Below are 16748 nucleotides of genomic sequence, written 5' to 3' on the forward strand. Positions count from 1 at the left end.
ATATGGACTTGCTGCGTGTCGTAGAGCCAGTACCATGGTTGGCCTCACTCTGAACAATATCTATGTTTAACTGCCTCTTCGCCTTCGGTAACTCTCGTTTATCAACTTAGAGCCTCTAGGTTCTTTCACAGTGTAGTGAGTGATTACCATGGCAAGCCTGTATAGGCGAATATAAAAATGGCCGAGGATAAGCTCGGCCATGATTTGTTCTATTAAGCGTAAAACGGGCTGGTTTAGTAGAATTTCTTCAGGTAGCTTGCCGCATATTTTTGCAGTTTTCGGTTCGAACTTGTGGTCGCAATATTTTCAATCACGTCGCGGTAATCTGCGTTGCCTGAACTGGCTAGGGCTTTTGCCATGTTGGCATAGGTATCGATGGCGAGTTTATCATCGGCCATTAAGCGTGGTGTTTTCAATTCGTTACTGAGTACGGCTAGGATAAAGTCATCGTACTGACGATCATCCATGATGCGTTTAGCCGCCAGGCGCATTAACTCTAAATCATCGCTGCGTAGGGCATTGGCACAGGCATTATTTTGCTGACTTTGGTCGGCAGCATATTGGCTTTTATCACCAAGAATGGTATTCCACTTTTTATATTGCGCTAGATTTTCATTGGCTTGAGATGCGTATTTTTTGAGTTTTTTGTGATAGTTGCCATTCACAATGCTGTTGATGGTTTCGCTGTACTTGTCGTTACCCGAGTAGGCTAAGCCTTTGACTAACCAAGCACTGTAATCGATGGCATTTTTTTCAGTCGCTTGGGGCAAAGATGCGAGTAGCTTTGCTTCGAGCACGTCGTAAATCGCAGGATCGGATAACCCTGCAAGGCTTAACGATTCGATGGCTTGCTTCTGTTTAAACTCGTTGTCGCCCTTAAAGACTTCTTGATAGGTTTCTACCGTGTATTCTTTGGCAAACAGTGGTGCGGTTAATAAACTGATGCTCAGCAGCATCCCTGCAAACAGTGGTTTCATTGCTATGTCCTTGTGTGGGTTTTAGGTGTTATCTAGTCCAGCGTTTAAAAATCAGCGAGGTATTAATGCCGCCAAAGGCGAAATTATTACTCATCACATAATCTGTGTCGATTGGGCGCAGTTCGTTGCGGATATAGTCCAAATCGGCGCATTGTGGGTCGATACTTTTAAGATTGAGTGTTGGCGCAAACCAGCCTGCATTCATCATCTCAATACTCACCCAAGCTTCTAACGCGCCGCATGCGCCTAAGGTGTGGCCCGTGTAGCTTTTAAGGGATGAAATCGGCGTATCTGCGCCAAACACTGCTTGAGTCGCGTGACTCTCGGCAATGTCACCACGGTCGGTTGCTGTGCCGTGGGCGTTCACATAACCTATGGCGCTAGGCTCAAGCTGTGCATCTTTGAGGGCTAATCTGATGGCGATTTCCATGGTCTGCGCATTCGGTTGAGTGACGTGTTGACCGTCAGAATTTGTGCCAAAACCGACTAACTCAGCATAAATTTTTGCACCACGCGCCTTGGCGTGTTCGAGCTCTTCGAGCACCAGTGTACAAGCCCCTTCGCCAATGACGAGGCCATCGCGATCCGCATCAAAGGGGCGCGGTGTGAGTTCGGGCGTCGAGTTTTTAGTGCTGGTGGCAAACAGGGTATCGAACACGACGGCTTCGGTGGGGCAGAGTTCTTCGCCGCCGCCCGCCAACATTAAGGTTTGCTGACCGTATTTGATGGCTTCATAGGCATAACCTATGCCTTGGCTACCCGAAGTGCATGCGCTGCTGGTGGTGTGAATTCGGCCCTTTAAGCCGAAGAAGACGCCAACGTTCACCGCTGTGGTGTGTGCCATCATGCGGATATAGCTAGTGGCGGTGACGCCCGACATATCACCGGTTTTCAGCATATCGCCAAAGGCGGTAATAGGATCGGTACTGCCCGTGGATGAACCATAGGCAATGCCCATTTCACCTGAGGATACGATAGGGTCATCCAACAGCCCCGCGTCGATTAAAGCCAGCTCACTGGCGCGGGTTGCCATAATAGAAACCCGACCCATGGAACGAATTTTCTTGCGCGAATAATGGCTTGGCACTTCAAAGTCTGTAATGGGCGCGGCTAAACGGGTGTTGAGGCCGCCGTATCTATCCCAGTCATTCATAGTGACGACGCAGTTTTTCTGCGCCTTAAGGCTTGCTGCAATGGTTGGCCAATCATGGCCTAGGGCGGTAATGCCGCCAATGCCAGTGATGACCACTCGTTTACAGCGTGTTTGATTTGTCGCCTCGCTCATTTAGATCATGCCTCCATTGACCGATATCACTTGGCGGGTGATATAGGCGGCATCGTCAGACATTAAAAATGCGGCTAAGGCTGCGATTTCATTGGGTTTACCCATACGGCGCATTGGCACTAATTGCTCGACCATGTCCTTAGGGATATCGGCCACCATGTCGGTTTCTATCAAGCCCGGGGCGATACAGTTGACGGTAATTTTGCGTTTTGCCAGTTCTAATGACAATGCCTTAGTCGCGCCGATAATGCCCGCTTTGGAGGCGCTGTAATTCACTTGGCCACGGTTGCCCGCGATCCCAGATACCGAGGCTAAGGTGATGATACGTCCACCTTTTCGGCCTTGTACCATAGGCATCACGCAGGGATGGATCACATTATAAAAGCCGTCTAAGTTAGTGTGGATGACGCTGTCCCACTCGCTTTCTGTCATGGCGGGAAAGGCGGTATCGCGGTTGATACCGGCATTGAGGATCACGCCATAATAGGCACCATTAGCCTCGATATCGGCTTCGATGGCGGCTTTGACTGTCGCGCGGTCGGCGACATCAAATTTCAGCAGGCTCACACCGACCCCAAGCGCGCGGATTTGCGTGGCAGTGTCATCAGCAGCCGTTTGATTGCTGTGGTAATGCAGGGCGATATCGAAGCCTGCTGCGGCAAGTTTTAGGGCAATGGCTTTACCTATGCCGCGGCTCGAACCGGTAACTAATACTCTGTTATTCATTTGTTTTCTCCACCCCATTTTATCTTTAGGAGTCGGTATGGGGTTTCATGTATTTATGGTAAAAGGCTGCTTGCTAAGGCGCTTAATCTAACGCTTTTTATCGACAGGCTAATTCAGTTTGCTGCGATTACCTGGTCTCAGCATTGCCTCGATATTAGTGTCCAAGGCTTCTATTGCCCGCGTCTTGATTTCCATCAAGGTAGGCTTGCGTGTCTTGGGGTTGGAACACATTCACATTCGCTGTGGCGACTAAGATTTTCTCTTGTTCGCTTCCGGCTTCGGGCAGCAGATAAATCTGGCAATCGAATACCGCTAATCCCGACTCCTCTTGATAGAGGCGGTTTACCTGGGTGCGATAGGTGCGCCCGAGTTCATATTGCTTGGCATGTAGCGCTAATTTGCGCGACCCCAACAGAAAACCCACGCGGATTTTATCATTGCGCAGCTTAGCTTCTACTCCGGCCAGTGCGGCAATACTTTGGGCCATATATTCGATACCCACATAATTGGGTACGGCTTGATGTTTATCGTCGAAATAGGGGCTTTTCGGCGTGATCGTGACTTCGGTAACTAAGGTATCGCGTTGATAAGAGATGATCTTATCGACCAAGATCATCGGCGCCCTGTGGGGGATGAAATCGGCAATATCCTGCTCGGCAAAGGGTAAATTGAATTGAATAAAGGGCATCATTTTAGGCCTCGTTACGGCAAAAAATCAGGCTGGCATTGCTGCCGCCAAAGGCGAAGGAATTACTCATCACATAATTAAGTGTGCCTTTTGCGGCGACTTGATGGCGTTCGACTAAGGCAATGGACGGGTCCTGTGGATCGACTTGTCCGTCCCATTGATGGGGCGGCAGGGCTTGGCCGTGATTATGTGCCGAAAGCAATAAATAGCAGAAGGCGGCTTCGATTGCGCCAGCGGCACCTAAGGTATGGCCGACTAAAGGTTTAGTCGAGCTGCAAGGCGGCGTGTTGGCGCCAAACACTTCAACCACAGCGCGGCTTTCCATCGCATCATTTTTGGGTGTGGCTGTGCCGTGCAAGTTAATGTAACCAATGTCTTGTGCTGCAATATTTGCATCTTGCAAAGCCGCTTGCATGGCGGTGATGGCGCCTGCGCCTTCGGGGTGTGGCGCCGAAATATGATGGGCATCGCTCGACTCGCCAATGCCAGCCAGCATCACATCGGACTCGCCCGCCGTCAGCACGAATAAGGCTGCGCCTTCGCCGATATTGATGCCATCACGGTTGATACTAAAGGGATTGCAGTGGCCTTTCGACACAGATTCCAAAGCATTAAAACCATTGACTGTCAGTTGGCACAAACTGTCGACACCGCCAACTATCACCATATCGCAGAGGTTAGCGCTGAGTAAACGTTTGGCACTGGCAAAGACTTTGGCGCTGGAGGAGCAGGCGGTTGAAATCGTGTAGCAAGGGCCATCTAGCTCAAAATATTGGCGCAAAAAGTCGCTAGTGCTGCCGAGCTCCTGCTGGAAATAGTGGTAATCCGCCGGAAAGTGGCCGTGTTGATTGCGATAGCTCAGGGCCGCTTCACCTTTAGAAATCCCCGAGGTGCTCGTGCCTAGCACAACGCCAATGCGGGTATGACCAAAATCCCGTTTCGCTTGTTCAATCGTGGCGGTAATTTGCTGCGCCGCGCATAGGAGTAACTGGTTATTGCGGCAATCGAACTGAATGAGCTTTGCAGGAATCGCCGGCAGCGCAGCTGTCACTGGCGCAACTAAGGTTGGGTGCTCGAACAGGAGTGTGTCACTGCGCTGCATCGCGCTGGTATCGCCCGCGATCAGGCGGTCTAAAACCTGCTGGGGATCTTGCCCTAGCGGGGTACACAATCCAATCTGTGTAATGGCTACTCTGTTCATCATAGCGTATCGTTTTTTTACCATGGCACAGTGAAGTGCGGGTGTTAAAAGGTTAAATAGGTTCGATTTCTAGCTCAAACTTGGCCTGCGGCATAGTTAAGCTGATGTGGGCTTGCCATAGGGCATCGCCGACATTTTGTTGATAACGGATTTGCACCACATGGCTTTGCAGGGCGCTTTTACTGTTCAAGGTATCTTGGCTATAGATCTGGCGACAGGACGAAGTGTTAACAAGTGAGTCTCCAGCCGCATCGCAAAGGCCAGTCACTAAATGGCCACCTTCCAAATGGGCGCGAATACTCTGCTCAGGCCAATAGATCAGTTGCATCATCGCCATTAAATACTCGGCTTTAAAATTGTCGCCCAGCAGCACGCTTTGCTCACTGCTGAGTGTATTCCCATCATAAACTAAGGTAAACAAAGCCTGTCCGAGTGGCGCTAAACCCACGAGCGTCATGCGCTCGCCCTCTAACTCCAATTGAGTGAGCAGTTCGTGGGACTCTTTACCCACTTTAATACTGACTTTTTGGCTAAAGGACTGGGGTGAAGATACGCCAGTATTGCTGTCGGTTTGCTGACTCGCCATGATGGCGGGCTTAGTTGTAGACTCAGTCGCGGGCTGTATCCTAGGATGAGTCAACGGCTTATCGGTCGCTGGAGCAAAGTCATGGGGCAGTGGAGCCAAACAATAACGCATATCCTTAGTGAGCCCGACACAGGTCTGCCTGAACAGCAGTTCACTACAGCCCGTCAGCCCAAGGCTTGCGAGCAGCAGGGCGGCGATCACTGGCCATTTAGCGTTAAGGTTTAGCGGCATGCGGTTAGACCTCTGCGAATGCTGGAGTGGCGGCTGGGTTTCGGCACAGTTCGACTATCATATTCAGGCGGCGCTCCGAGTCTTTAACGAAGGGATTATTTGTATCCCAAGCATAGCCCGCCAGAATAGAACAAATCATCTGCTTGATACGCTCGTTCGGTTCTTCATAGAAGATCACGTCCTGAAAGCGGCCATCATACCAAGCTTGCACATAGGTACGAAAGGCATTCACGCCCTGCATCAAAGGTGTTGAGTAATCGGCTTGCCAGTCAACCGTTTCGCCATTGAGTTGTTTCGTCAGGCATTTTGCTGCCATAGACGCCGATTGCATGGCGATAGTCACACCGGAGGAAAATACCGGATCGAGGAACTCGCCCGCATTACCCAATAGGGCGAACTTGTCGGTCGCAAGGCGTGACACATTGGCGGAATAACCTTTGAGCGTGGCGCATTCCTGTACCACTTTAGCGTTTGCCAGCAGGGCTTTTAGCCCAGGTTCTTCATTGACTATGCTCATCAATTGTTGCTCAAGCGAACCTTGTAAACGCTCAAGTAACTGCGGTTCAGCCACCACGCCGAGTGAACAACGGCCATTGCTAAAGGGAATGAGCCAATACCAAATGTCCTTATGTTCAGGGTGGACACTGATCAAAATCTTATTACGATCGAAGTTAGCATCGCTGATGTTGTCTTCCACATGGGTAAAGATGGCGCTGCGCGGAGGCAGGCAAGACGGACTTTCTAAGTTGAGCAAGCGGGGTAACACGCGCCCAAACCCGCTGGCATCGAGCACATATTGGGCATTGATTTGATAAAGCTCGCCCTGTTCATTACGCACTGTTAAGCGTGGGTTCTCGGTTAAATCTATCGCCTCAACCGTTTCACCGTAGCGGATGTCGACCCCTTGGTTGTGGGCCGTATCGGCTAACAGTTTATCGAAACTGGCGCGCTGCACTTGAAACGTGGTGCCCGGCCCAGGAGTAAATTTATCGGTAAAATCGAAGGTGGTGTAAGTTCCATTACGACGAAAGGCAGCGCCATTTTTATGTTGGAATCCAGCGGCATTGAGCGCATCTAACATGCCTGCTTCTTCGATAAACTGCATGCAGCAGGGCAGTAAACTTTCGCCGATGGAGAAGCGAGGAAAATGCTGTTTCTCTAACACAAGCACGCGCTTGCCTTGCTGGTGTAGCAGGCTGGCAGCGATGGCGCCCGAAGGCCCTGCGCCGATAATAGCCACATCGACATCAAGTGAATTTGGTATAGCTGATAAATCGTGAACCTGTGTAGACATGTAAAATACGTTCCTTGTAGTCATCAGGACTTTTTTGTCGTTAGAAGCGGATTGGTGGTTAAAGCCAGTGTTGTGGTCAAAATCAACGGCGAAAGTAAAAAGGTAAACCCTATGCCCAGCGACAGGGTTAAACCAAAGTAGTGAATCGCTTGGGTCTGGCTAAAGGCAAGTAAACCAAAGGCCAATAGGGTCGAGCAGGCGGACATAAACACCGCCATCATCACTGCCTTGCCGTGGTTCTGGGCTGAGGCAAAAAACAAGCTGTAGTCTATCCCAATCCCGAAAACTAAAATGAGCGCGAGTGCATGGAACAGACTCAGTGGTGAGCCCGTTAAGCCTAAAGTTGCCAGCGTTAGCAGGGCCGCAAGGGCCGGCACGGCAACCACAACCGCCGCTTTTTTAAAGCCGAAATTCAGGCTAAACAACAAGAGTGCGATGCCAAGTGCAAGGGCTAACAGCTTTAGGGTTAACAATCGATAATGGCCCATGACGGCTGAGATATCCGCGACTTTATCGATAAGTTGTACGCTTTCATCATGGGCAAAACGCGCCTTAAGGGCATCTATTTGCTGAATGCCGCCAAGGAGGACTATTGCACCATAATCAGCTCCATAATCGGCACCACGAGCTGCACCCTGATCTGCTCCATGATCCGCGCTCGCCCCATCATCATTTAGCGCGCCATTGCTGACTGGACTGTTAGCCTCATTCGGCGTGAGCCACAGCGGCGCGAGTTGCTTGCCTGCCTCTAGCGTAAAGAATGCTGCTGGCGTGATGTATTCTGTTTTCGCGGCCAAATAGGCGGCTTGCAGTTCTGGCTTTAGATTTTCATCCAACCCAAGGCTTGTAAGCACTTGCTCTAACTGAGTTTGATAGATTTCTCCCTGTAAGCGGTAAGCCGTGTCTTGCCTTTGATGGCTGGGCAGATAACGGCTGAGGCTGACATAGTTGCCTAACTCTTGGTTTGTTATGGCGGTATCAAGCATGGGTGACACTCGCTCAAGCTGTTGCAGCAACGCTTCTTCATTCGGTGCGCGTACCAGTAAGAATTGATTGTCTGTGCCGCCACTGAGTAACTGGCGTAGCTGGTTTTCTGGCTCAGTCACGCTTGCAGGGCTTTGCTGTAAATGACGAATATCGTCATCGACGGTTAACTTTGTTATGCCGCCAAGACACCAGATTAGTATCACCAAAGCAAACATGCCCATGCCTAACGGCGTGGTAAATCGTTTCGATAACTGAGTGAGACAGGCAAGGTAAGTCCCCGCGAGCGCTAACGGGCGGGAGCCTTCAGGCAAACGACTTCCCGCTAACAGTGGATAGGCGAGAATGAGGGTGAGATAGGCCCCAAGCAGCCCCGCGGCGCAGAAAATCGCTACTTGCTGCATGCCGGGAAACGGCGCTAAACCTATGCCGACGTAAGCCAAGGCGCTGGTGATAAAGGCGAGCGTCACCGTGGGGAAGATATACGCCACTGTGGCCTTTGCGCTCCGCTCAGTATCGCTTAAGCGCTCGCAGTAAAAATGAAAACTGTAGTCGATGGCAATGCCAATCAAGCTAGTGCCAAACACTAAGGTGAGTAAATGTAGCTCGCCAAATACGCTCAGGGTAAAAGTGACGGCGAGCAACAAGCCGCTGGAAATAGTGACGATTGCCAGCAGTAGCGGCATCACTGAGCGAAACGCCAACCAAACTAAGGCTATCACCCCAAGTAAGGATGCTAGGCCGAGGATCGATATTTCACTCTTAGCCGTTTGCGTTGCCGCAAGAGCATGAAACAGGGCGCCAGCTTTGAGCACGGTAATATCTGGATAGCCTTCTTCAACCGCATCCAAGGCCACAGTTAATGCCGTCATCTGCGCTAATTGTGCATTGGGATTAAAAGCGCTTTCTCGCCCTTTTGCCATGACGACCGCGGCAACATTATCGCCTTGATTCGCGAGCAGTATCCCTTGGCTGGCCCTGACTTTTGAACTCGGTGCGAGGGTGAGTAAATTGGCGGGGAATAACAGTAGTGGATCTTGGGCAAGCAAGTTGCTATTGGCGTAACTAAAGGCGTTGTAAAGCTGCGCTGTGGCCGCCTCAAGCAGACTTTCAATATTTTGGCTGGCCAACGCTTCAGCTTGCGGCGTTGTCAGTAATTTAAATCTGTGGGGGAAATAGAATTGTCCTAGCGCTTCGCCGAGCTGCATATCGGCGCTGCGGATATCGGTTAGCGCGCCTTGCTTACCCCTTGCAACAAGGTCAGCTTCAAGCTTTTGCATCAAGAGCTTAGCCGCAGCGATTGCCGTGGTTTCATCCTTGGCGACGAGCGCAATATAGACTTGATCGGCGAGCGTGGCTTCAACTTGGTTAAGGGCGCGCTCTGTGAGTTTGTCTTGCTGTAAATGCGGCAACATGGCGAGAATATCGCTCTGCACCCGTGCGCCGTTTTGCCAAAGTTGCAGCGTCCATAGACTGGCAGACAGCATCAATAGCAACCAAACGACGAGGCGCCACTTGGGGGAAGATTGCATCAAAGCTTGATTGGCGCGCGCGGCGAAGTTGGAGGCCATGGTTAAGGTTTATTCGCCTCGAGCGCCAACGCATACTGCGCTAATTCGGCTTCGCTGAGAGTGCCTTGGGAAAGCGCACTAAAGTCGATGCGGGTCATATCCTGTGGGCTCACATTCGGCGCTGCGCTCAGCAGCACTAAGGATTGCAACACATCGCTCCCCTCTAACACCATATTGGCGATAGCTTTTTTCATTAAGGGATCTTTGGGCGTTAGGCCTAATTGCCATTGACCGTCTGGGCTCAACCTCTCTGGGCTCAACCTGTCTGTGATGAGAAAGTGCAGTTCGAAGTTTTCGCTTAAACCGGAAATATCCCCGCCCAGCATAGCGCGCACTAGGCTGGGTAATAACTCGCCCATAGCGGCGGCGCTCGCCGAGGCATCGGCCTTGCTGATCTGCACTCGACCTTGGCTATCACGCTGGATCAGTTGCTTATCCTTTAAAATCAGCAGGGATTCGAAGGGTTTTATCTGTTGCCAGATCAGCCCTTGGGTTTGATCGAAGATAAACTGACCTTGGCTGATTAACGGCTTTTTGAGCACCTTTAACTGCCGAGATTGCACAAAGTGACCTCGCACCGTTTCGCCCAAGTTAAGTTTTTGGCTTAAGGCGACAAGCTGTGCTTTATTCGCAGTTTGGCTAAAGAGCGCTTGATAAGCACCGGGCGTGGCTAAGGTCTCAGCCTTGAGTGGCAGGCTTATCAAAGCAAAAGCTAAGCAGAGAAATAATGCACACTTTGTCAGCACAGGGTTCTTCGTCAGCGCAGAGATCTTGGCTAGTACTGAGTTCATTAGTCTTCCACCTTAGCGAGCAGGGTGGCGATTTTGTCACGGAACACATCTGGGGTAACAAAGCACAATTCTTGGGTGCTCATATCGACCGCCGCTTGAATGGTATAACCCTTAGTGATGCGCGCACCGGTTTCGACATCGCGAATTTGATAATTGATCTTTAAGCGGTTTTCCCACTCAACTAACTCGGCGCGCACTGTGATTTTTTGCTCGAAGGTGCTGGCTTTGACGTACTTAATCTGCAAATCGATAATCGGCCACGCATAGTTGGATGCTTGCATTTGGCGGTAGTTGTAGCCCAACTCATCGAGCAGTTTGCAGCGGGCTATTTCGAAATAACGCAGGTAATTGCCATGCCAAGTAATCCCCATAGAATCCACATCGTGGAAGGGAATTTGCATTTCCATATCGATAGTGAGCAGTGATTTCATCGGCACACTTCCCATTCGCCCGCTTGGATTTTAGCTATGGTTTGGCGCAGCACAGCTTCGAGCGGCCTATCTTCAATTAAGGTTTCAAAATCGGCGCGCACTTGAGCGAGGGTTTTCGCCAATGAGGGTGTGAGCGAGGCTTCGTTCAGCTCATTCTGTGCGATACGCAGGCCAATACCTTGGGTCATGGCAAGTAATGCAGCCGCTGCGACTTGTTCGGTCAATTGCAGTACGCGCATACAGTCACGGGCGGCGATAGTGCCCATGCTGACTTTGTCTTGATTGTGGCATTCGGTCGAGCGTGAGAACACGCTGGCGGGCATAGTGTGCTTGAGCGCTTCTGCCGTCCACGCCGATACGCCAATTTGCACCGCTTTAAAACCATGATTAATCGCGCGGCGCGCTCCGGTTGAGCCGGATAAGTTCGCAGGTAAGCCATTGTTAAACTTAGGGTCCATCACGAGTGCCATTTGGCGATCGATAAGATCGGCCAAGTTGGCCACAGTATTCTTCAGTGAATCCATCGCAAAGGCGATATGGCCGCCGTAGAAATGGCCACCGTGGAGAATATGCTCGCCTTCGCCGTCGACAATCGGGTTGTCGTTGGCGCTGTTGACTTCGGTTTCGATAAACTGACGCATAAACGGCAGGGCATCCTGCAACACGCCGATAATGTGCGGTGCGCAGCGGATGGAATATCTGTCCTGCAGCCTGTCAGAATTGCGTGGATGTTCGTGGTGATTCAAATCTTCCCGTATCCAAGTGGCGATTTGGTTTTGCCCGGGATGCGGTTTGGCGGCAAATAAGATTTCATCAAAATGGTTCGAGTTGCCTTTTAACGTTAACGAAGCCATAGCGGTAATGCGGCTACTTAAGCGGGCAAGATATTGGGCGCGATCGAAGGCTAAACAGGCCAAGGCCGTCATCACAGCCGTGCCGTTCATCAGGGCTAAGCCTTCTTTTGGCCGCAGGACATGCGGGGTGATGTTGAGTTTAGCGTACACATCTTTTGTCGCTTGGCGCTCACCTTGGTAAATCACTTCGCGCTCGCCAACTAATACGGCGGCCAAATACGATAGCGGCGTTAAATCACCACTGGCACCGACCGAACCTTCCTCTGGGATGACTGGCACTATGTTGAGATTGAGCAAGGTTTCGATGCGCTTTAATAGCTCATAGGTCACGCCAGATTTGCCAATGGCTAAGGAGTTTAAACGGCAAGCCATCACAGCGCGGGCCTGCATTATGCTTAAGGTCTCGCCTAAACCGCAGCCGTGGAAGCGGGTTAAATGCAGTGGTAATTCGTGGACCAGATCTAAACTCACATTGACTGTGCAAGAGTCGCCATAACCTGTGGTTACGCCATAGACCACGCCTTCTTCGTGCAGCAGGCTATCGATAAAGCGTGCACCTTTTTGGATATATTTTTGATAATCCGCATCGTCACAGAGCTTGACTGGCGCGCCCTTGGCGACGGCAACCACTTGTTCTAAGGTGAGAAATTGACGGCCAAACTCAACAGTCTGTAGGTCTGATTGACTCTCGGAGTCGGCTGCTTGGGTATGGCTCATGAATGCTGTGTCCTGTCTGTCTTATGATCCTGCTCTGGGATCGGCGATGATGCTGAAGTTGTCGGTAACGGATTAGGCAGTACTAACTGCGATGGAGCGCGTTGGAACTCGCTGTCTTTACGCCAAAAATCAAAAAAGTTAAACCATTGCAAAGGCTCGCGTCTGGCGAAGTATTCTAAACGTTCGCTGTAGCGATTTACCGCCTGCTGTAATCTGTCCATTCTGCCCGCTCTTGGGCCTTTCAGTGTTTCGGCGAAGCGTTCTAAATGCACCCGATAACGCCCTTGTTCCCGCAGGCAAAACATTAAAAACACAGGGCAATCGAGTAAGCCCGCCAAAATAAATGGCCCCTGTGGAAACGCGGCATCTTGGGCCATAAAGGGCGCATACATGACGCGACCTTGGGTATTCGATGAGGTTCTATCCCCCGCAATTACCACCAGTTCACCGTCTTCTATCTTTTGCTGCAACAGCATAGACGTTGCAGGATTCAGCTCAGTCACTTGAATGAGATTGAGCGTGCTATCTGGGTTTAACTGTTTGAGTACTTTATTAAAATTTTCCGCATGGCTAGTTAGCACCATGACGTTGACTTTGACTTTGCGCTGGTGGATGGAAATGGCGCGGCAGAGTTCTAAATTACCAAGGTGCGACACTAATAACACCGCGCCTTTGCCGCTTTCGAGCTGGTCGGCCAGCACTTGGCGGTCGGGGAAATCCACTTGGCTTAATTGAATACGATCGCACCAGGCATCGATTCTATCGAGCGCCGCATTGCCAAAGGCTAAAAAGTGATTCAGGCTATCACGCCAGCCTACGGGTCGATTGAGTTTAGGATGTTGCGGCTCAAGCGTTTGCACGCGGCGCAGAAAATCTAACGAGGCTTCGCGGGTGACTTTGCCTGTGAGGAAAAAATAGCAAATCACCGGATACATAATGGCGCGGCACAACCAATGGCCGCCAAAGCGATAGCTCTCGGCTAACAGTTTGATGCCCCAGTAACTGCCGCGTTCCTTCATGCCCGACCAATGGGTGGTTGCAGTTGTTTGCGGCTTCGATGAGGTATCTGAAATATAGGCTTGCTGCTGCGATTGTTTGCGTTTCAGCAGCCAGGGGAGGCGTTTGAGCATGCCGAAAAATAACTTAGTGTGCAGCTTAGTGATGCGCACATTATCGGCCACAGCTTGAAAGTGACTGACGCCGCCTTCGGGATAAATCACCTTGGTCGGTTGGAATAAAATCTCCACCCCTTGCCAGTAGAGTTTAACGAGGATTTCGATATCAAAATCCATTCGCTCGGTTAAGGCTTGCTGGCAGAGTAATCGTTCGGTGGCTGCCAGCGGATAAATGCGAAAGCCACACATAGAATCTTGAATATCAAAGCTTAAGGTTTCGACCCATACCCAAAAATGGGTCAAGTAGCGTCCATAAAGCCTGCCCTTAGGCACGGATTCATCGTACTCGGGTTTGCCCGAAATCAGCGCATCGGGTTTAGCCTGTGCCCTTGCTAACATAGCTGGAATATCGGCGAGATTATGTTGGCCATCAGCATCGACCTGCAGCGCATGACTAAAGCCATCGCGGTAGGCACGGCGCAGCCCTGTCATCACAGCTGCGCCCTTACCACGATTATACGGATGCAGCAGCAAAGTCACCCAAGGATAGGTTTGGGCTAAGGATTGCAGTAGATAACGGGTTTCGTCATTGCTGCCATCATCAATTAAATAACAGGGCAGATTAAATTGGGCGAGTTCGGCCAAGGTCTGGGCAATCGCGGCGCTGTGATTGTAATTGGGGATCACTAAGGCGAGCTTAATGGGCGCCGACTCAACAAGGTCGCTGGGTGGCGTTAACACTGACTCGCTCCGTTATTGTTGACATCGGAAGACTGATTGACCAATGGCGAGGTATCAAAGGCGATACGGCCCGACGCGTAGCGGTTTTCACCATCATTATAGGCGAAGGTGAGTTTTGCCTTAGCGGCATTATTGCTAATGCTTAAGGTGACTTCTTGGCCCGGCAATATGAGTTGCTGAAACTTAAGCACTTCTAAGTTAGCGACCGCCTCTGAATAACCGAAATGTTGGCAGCCTAAACGCACCGCCCAATCTAATTGCGTCACGCCCGGCAACACGGCTTGTTCGGGGAAATGGCCGTTAAAATACTCAAGGTCGGCCGCTACTAACAGACGTAACTCAATGTTATCAATGCCGATATCGGAATGCAGGATCGGCGGTAAACTCGATTTAATCATGATCAAATAACTCGACTAACTGGGTAGTGACACGCTTACCCTGAGTGTTAAGCGGTAAAATATCGGGATAACGCCAGCGGCGTGGCAGCGTGACGCGCTCAAATTGGGTCAGTAAATGTGCTTTTAGGGCATTGTTAATACTGAGTTTGCCCTGTTCTTGCAGCACGTTTTTACCGAGTTCTGACAAGGTCACCACTGCGCCAAGTTGGGATTTAAACTGTGGTAGCACTACCAGAGCGGCTTGCTCAACGTAGGCGTGGCTGCACATGAGGGTTTCCATTTGCGCGAGCGACAGGCGCTTCTCTTCAATCTTAACGATGCGATCGAGTCGGCCTTTGAGCCTAAACTGGCCATTTTCGGTTGGTTCGATTTTATCTTCGCAGCGTAGCCATTCATTGTCGGCCAAATAGGGCGATTTTAGCAGCAGGGCGCCGTCGCTCGGATCTTGATCTATTGAGATGCGGTCAAACACTTGCCAAGGTTCATCGGCCTCATGTTGACGGCGATAGGCGATGCCGCCGGTTTCGGTGCTACCAAAAATTTCGATGGGCAGGTGACCATAGCACTGGTTGACGCCTTTGGCCGCGACAAAACTTAATGGGCCGCCAGAGCTAAAAACTAAGCTCGGTGAGCGCAGTTGCCGCTCGTGCTCTAGCGCTTTAGGCAGGCGCGATAACTGGGCAGGGCTACTGATCAAACACAGGTTTGGCAGCAAGGCAGTGTAATAACTTAGGGTTTCTGGGTATTCAATTTGTTCGCTTAAAAACGGTCGACTGGCGGCGAGCGGCCACAAAATCTTGAATAATAGACCGTAAATATGCTGGTGGGAAACCGTGGATACCACACTGCAATGGGGCAAATGCTCGGCAAAAGTATGTTCGAGTACAGACACTTCGACATCTAACTGTTCGAGTGTTTTACGGATCGCCTTAGGTTCGCCGCTGCTGCCAGAGGTAAATAGCACTAACTCGCCGATAGCCTCGCTCGCGGGCCAAGGTTTGTTGGGCAGGCTCAGTTCCTTTTTCAGCAGCACAAAAGCTTGGCATTCGCACAAAGGCTTGTCTGACAATATGCCATCAAACTGGTGGGTTAACTCGCTCAAGGTGCCGGTTTGGGTGTTCGGTGGCAGGATAATTTCTTTGCCCGCTAACAGCGCGGCACATAATCCGACGGCAAACAGATCGCTGGTATCACTCGCGAGCAGCCATTTTTTCTCGGGCGCGGCGAGCAGTTGCTCGTAAAAATACGCCACCTGATTGGTAAATAATGCACCTGTGACTATGTCGTGGTGATTAAAGCTGATCAGTTGTTGGGCAAAGGGCCCTTGGGTTAACCAGTTTTTGAGTAGCTGTGTCATGTTTTCTTCAACCAAAAGCTGCGATATAACCATTCCCCACCGAGGAGCAGTCCCATGAGTACGTATGCAATCAAACCGTTATACAAGGTCCAGGTTGCTAAGCTAGTAAAGCCAGCGGTATAAGCCGCCATTGAGCCATTTAAGATAAATAAGCCGCACCAAAGTAGGGTGACTTTTTTAAGATACGGAATGGCTTCATCCGGTAAATCGGGTTCTTTCAAGCGGGCTAAACGCTCTATCATGCATGGGCCAGTGTGCAGTGAATAACTGAACAGAGCCAGCATAGTCAGATTTATTACCACAGGGTAATACAAAAGCCAGTCGCTGCGCTTGGCAAGATAACTGCCTGCCGTAAGCGCAATCCCCACAAACAGGGGCAATACTAACGTCTTAACCTTTTGCTTTTGTAGCATTAACCGCACAATCAGCAATACACACAGCACGAGCGCTATGGTGCCAGCAGGCAAATAATTCAGCCCGAAATACACGGCAACCGGATAGGCCAGCAATGTGAGGGCGGTTAAGACTTGTAGCAAGGCGCGCATTAGTCTTTAACTAAACCTTCGATGGCATTCACCACATCGTTGACTGTGCGAACGGATTTAAATTCATCGGGTTGGATCTTTTTACCTGTCATTTGTTGCAGCTTTATCACTAAGTCGACGGCATCAATACTGTCGAGATCGAGCTCTTCATACAGGTTGGCTTCAGGCGTAATTGCCTCAGCCTCAATTTCGAATTCGTCCACTAAAATAGTGGTCAGCATGGCGAGGATTTGTTCACGATTTTGCATATTCCTCT

At 50.6% G+C, this 16748-nt stretch carries 16 protein-coding genes; all 16 read right to left on the reverse strand.

Annotated features, from left to right (window positions below; all coding sequences use genetic code 11):
* Positions 1-233: 233 nt before the first annotated feature.
* The 16 genes from Q4Q49_RS11135 to Q4Q49_RS11210 all read right to left on the reverse strand — a co-directional run bounded on the left by Q4Q49_RS11135 (position 234) and on the right by Q4Q49_RS11210 (position 16740).
* Complete coding sequence (locus Q4Q49_RS11135; RefSeq protein WP_311906455.1) at positions 234-977, reverse strand: hypothetical protein; 744 nt, start codon at positions 975-977, stop codon at positions 234-236.
* 28 nt (positions 978-1005) lie between these two features.
* Positions 1006-2262 carry a beta-ketoacyl-ACP synthase gene (locus Q4Q49_RS11140; RefSeq protein WP_311999363.1) on the reverse strand — a complete coding sequence of 419 codons (1257 nt, stop codon included), beginning with the start codon at positions 2260-2262 and terminating at the stop codon, positions 1006-1008.
* Positions 2263-2988, reverse strand: coding sequence for a 3-ketoacyl-ACP reductase FabG2 (locus tag Q4Q49_RS11145; RefSeq protein ID WP_012586547.1), 726 nt, complete (start codon positions 2986-2988; stop codon positions 2263-2265).
* Between the two features lie 154 nt (positions 2989-3142).
* Positions 3143-3679 (reverse strand): hotdog family protein, encoded by a 537-nt coding sequence (locus Q4Q49_RS11150; RefSeq protein WP_370452680.1) that lies wholly within the window; start codon positions 3677-3679, stop codon positions 3143-3145.
* Between the two features lies 1 nt (position 3680).
* On the reverse strand, positions 3681-4880 hold the full coding sequence (locus tag Q4Q49_RS11155; RefSeq protein WP_259527442.1) for a beta-ketoacyl-[acyl-carrier-protein] synthase family protein: 1200 nt from the start codon (positions 4878-4880) through the stop codon (positions 3681-3683).
* 49 nt (positions 4881-4929) lie between these two features.
* Entirely contained in the window at positions 4930-5694 is a 765-nt protein-coding gene (locus Q4Q49_RS11160) for a DUF3261 domain-containing protein (RefSeq protein WP_311999364.1), read from the reverse strand.
* A gap of 4 nt (positions 5695-5698) precedes the next feature.
* Entirely contained in the window at positions 5699-6988 is a 1290-nt protein-coding gene (locus Q4Q49_RS11165; protein WP_311999365.1) for an NAD(P)/FAD-dependent oxidoreductase, read from the reverse strand.
* A 23-nt stretch (positions 6989-7011) separates the two neighbouring features.
* On the reverse strand, positions 7012-9543 hold the full coding sequence (locus tag Q4Q49_RS11170; RefSeq protein WP_311999366.1) for an MMPL family transporter: 2532 nt from the start codon (positions 9541-9543) through the stop codon (positions 7012-7014).
* A gap of 2 nt (positions 9544-9545) precedes the next feature.
* Entirely contained in the window at positions 9546-10334 is a 789-nt protein-coding gene (locus Q4Q49_RS11175; RefSeq protein WP_311999367.1) for an outer membrane lipoprotein carrier protein LolA, read from the reverse strand.
* Positions 10334-10765, reverse strand: a complete 432-nt coding sequence (locus Q4Q49_RS11180) for a thioesterase family protein (RefSeq protein ID WP_063884990.1) — start codon at positions 10763-10765, stop codon at positions 10334-10336. The genes Q4Q49_RS11175 and Q4Q49_RS11180 overlap by 1 nt, the downstream gene beginning before the upstream one ends.
* Positions 10762-12336, reverse strand: a complete 1575-nt coding sequence (locus tag Q4Q49_RS11185; protein WP_311999368.1) for an aromatic amino acid ammonia-lyase — start codon at positions 12334-12336, stop codon at positions 10762-10764. The genes Q4Q49_RS11180 and Q4Q49_RS11185 overlap by 4 nt, the downstream gene beginning before the upstream one ends.
* A complete protein-coding gene (locus Q4Q49_RS11190) occupies positions 12333-14192 on the reverse strand; it encodes a glycosyltransferase (RefSeq protein ID WP_311999369.1) in 1860 nt (619 codons plus the stop codon). Before Q4Q49_RS11190 ends, Q4Q49_RS11185 begins: the two co-directional genes overlap by 4 nt.
* Positions 14186-14590 carry a thioester dehydrase gene (locus Q4Q49_RS11195; RefSeq protein WP_259484342.1) on the reverse strand — a complete coding sequence of 135 codons (405 nt, stop codon included), beginning with the start codon at positions 14588-14590 and terminating at the stop codon, positions 14186-14188. Before Q4Q49_RS11195 ends, Q4Q49_RS11190 begins: the two co-directional genes overlap by 7 nt.
* The gene (locus Q4Q49_RS11200; protein WP_311999370.1) at positions 14583-15947 is read right to left on the reverse strand and encodes an AMP-binding protein; all 1365 of its coding nucleotides are present in this window, start codon (positions 15945-15947) and stop codon (positions 14583-14585) included. Before Q4Q49_RS11200 ends, Q4Q49_RS11195 begins: the two co-directional genes overlap by 8 nt.
* Positions 15944-16492, reverse strand: a complete 549-nt coding sequence (locus Q4Q49_RS11205) for a hypothetical protein (protein ID WP_063884994.1) — start codon at positions 16490-16492, stop codon at positions 15944-15946. Before Q4Q49_RS11205 ends, Q4Q49_RS11200 begins: the two co-directional genes overlap by 4 nt.
* Positions 16492-16740 carry an acyl carrier protein gene (locus Q4Q49_RS11210; protein ID WP_011982196.1) on the reverse strand — a complete coding sequence of 83 codons (249 nt, stop codon included), beginning with the start codon at positions 16738-16740 and terminating at the stop codon, positions 16492-16494. The genes Q4Q49_RS11205 and Q4Q49_RS11210 overlap by 1 nt, the downstream gene beginning before the upstream one ends.
* Positions 16741-16748 lie beyond the last annotated feature (8 nt).

The sequence above is a fragment of the Shewanella sp. SP1S1-7 genome (assembly GCF_031932105.1).
Lineage (GTDB): Bacteria > Pseudomonadota > Gammaproteobacteria > Enterobacterales > Shewanellaceae > Shewanella > Shewanella baltica.

Coding starts and splice junctions, on each gene's coding strand:
- Q4Q49_RS11145 (WP_012586547.1), bottom strand. CDS start 2,988: ATGAATAACAGAGTATTAGTTACCGGTTCGAGCCGCGGCATAGGTAAA.
- Q4Q49_RS11155 (WP_259527442.1), bottom strand. CDS start 4,880: ATGATGAACAGAGTAGCCATTACACAGATTGGATTGTGTACCCCGCTA.
- Q4Q49_RS11195 (WP_259484342.1), bottom strand. CDS start 14,590: ATGATTAAATCGAGTTTACCGCCGATCCTGCATTCCGATATCGGCATT.
- Q4Q49_RS11175 (WP_311999367.1), bottom strand. CDS start 10,334: ATGAACTCAGTACTAGCCAAGATCTCTGCGCTGACGAAGAACCCTGTG.
- Q4Q49_RS11205 (WP_063884994.1), bottom strand. CDS start 16,492: ATGCGCGCCTTGCTACAAGTCTTAACCGCCCTCACATTGCTGGCCTAT.
- Q4Q49_RS11170 (WP_311999366.1), bottom strand. CDS start 9,543: ATGGCCTCCAACTTCGCCGCGCGCGCCAATCAAGCTTTGATGCAATCT.
- Q4Q49_RS11165 (WP_311999365.1), bottom strand. CDS start 6,988: ATGTCTACACAGGTTCACGATTTATCAGCTATACCAAATTCACTTGAT.
- Q4Q49_RS11185 (WP_311999368.1), bottom strand. CDS start 12,336: ATGAGCCATACCCAAGCAGCCGACTCCGAGAGTCAATCAGACCTACAG.
- Q4Q49_RS11150 (WP_370452680.1), bottom strand. CDS start 3,679: ATGATGCCCTTTATTCAATTCAATTTACCCTTTGCCGAGCAGGATATT.
- Q4Q49_RS11160 (WP_311999364.1), bottom strand. CDS start 5,694: ATGCCGCTAAACCTTAACGCTAAATGGCCAGTGATCGCCGCCCTGCTG.
- Q4Q49_RS11140 (WP_311999363.1), bottom strand. CDS start 2,262: ATGAGCGAGGCGACAAATCAAACACGCTGTAAACGAGTGGTCATCACT.
- Q4Q49_RS11200 (WP_311999370.1), bottom strand. CDS start 15,947: ATGACACAGCTACTCAAAAACTGGTTAACCCAAGGGCCCTTTGCCCAA.
- Q4Q49_RS11210 (WP_011982196.1), bottom strand. CDS start 16,740: ATGCAAAATCGTGAACAAATCCTCGCCATGCTGACCACTATTTTAGTG.
- Q4Q49_RS11180 (WP_063884990.1), bottom strand. CDS start 10,765: ATGAAATCACTGCTCACTATCGATATGGAAATGCAAATTCCCTTCCAC.
- Q4Q49_RS11135 (WP_311906455.1), bottom strand. CDS start 977: ATGAAACCACTGTTTGCAGGGATGCTGCTGAGCATCAGTTTATTAACC.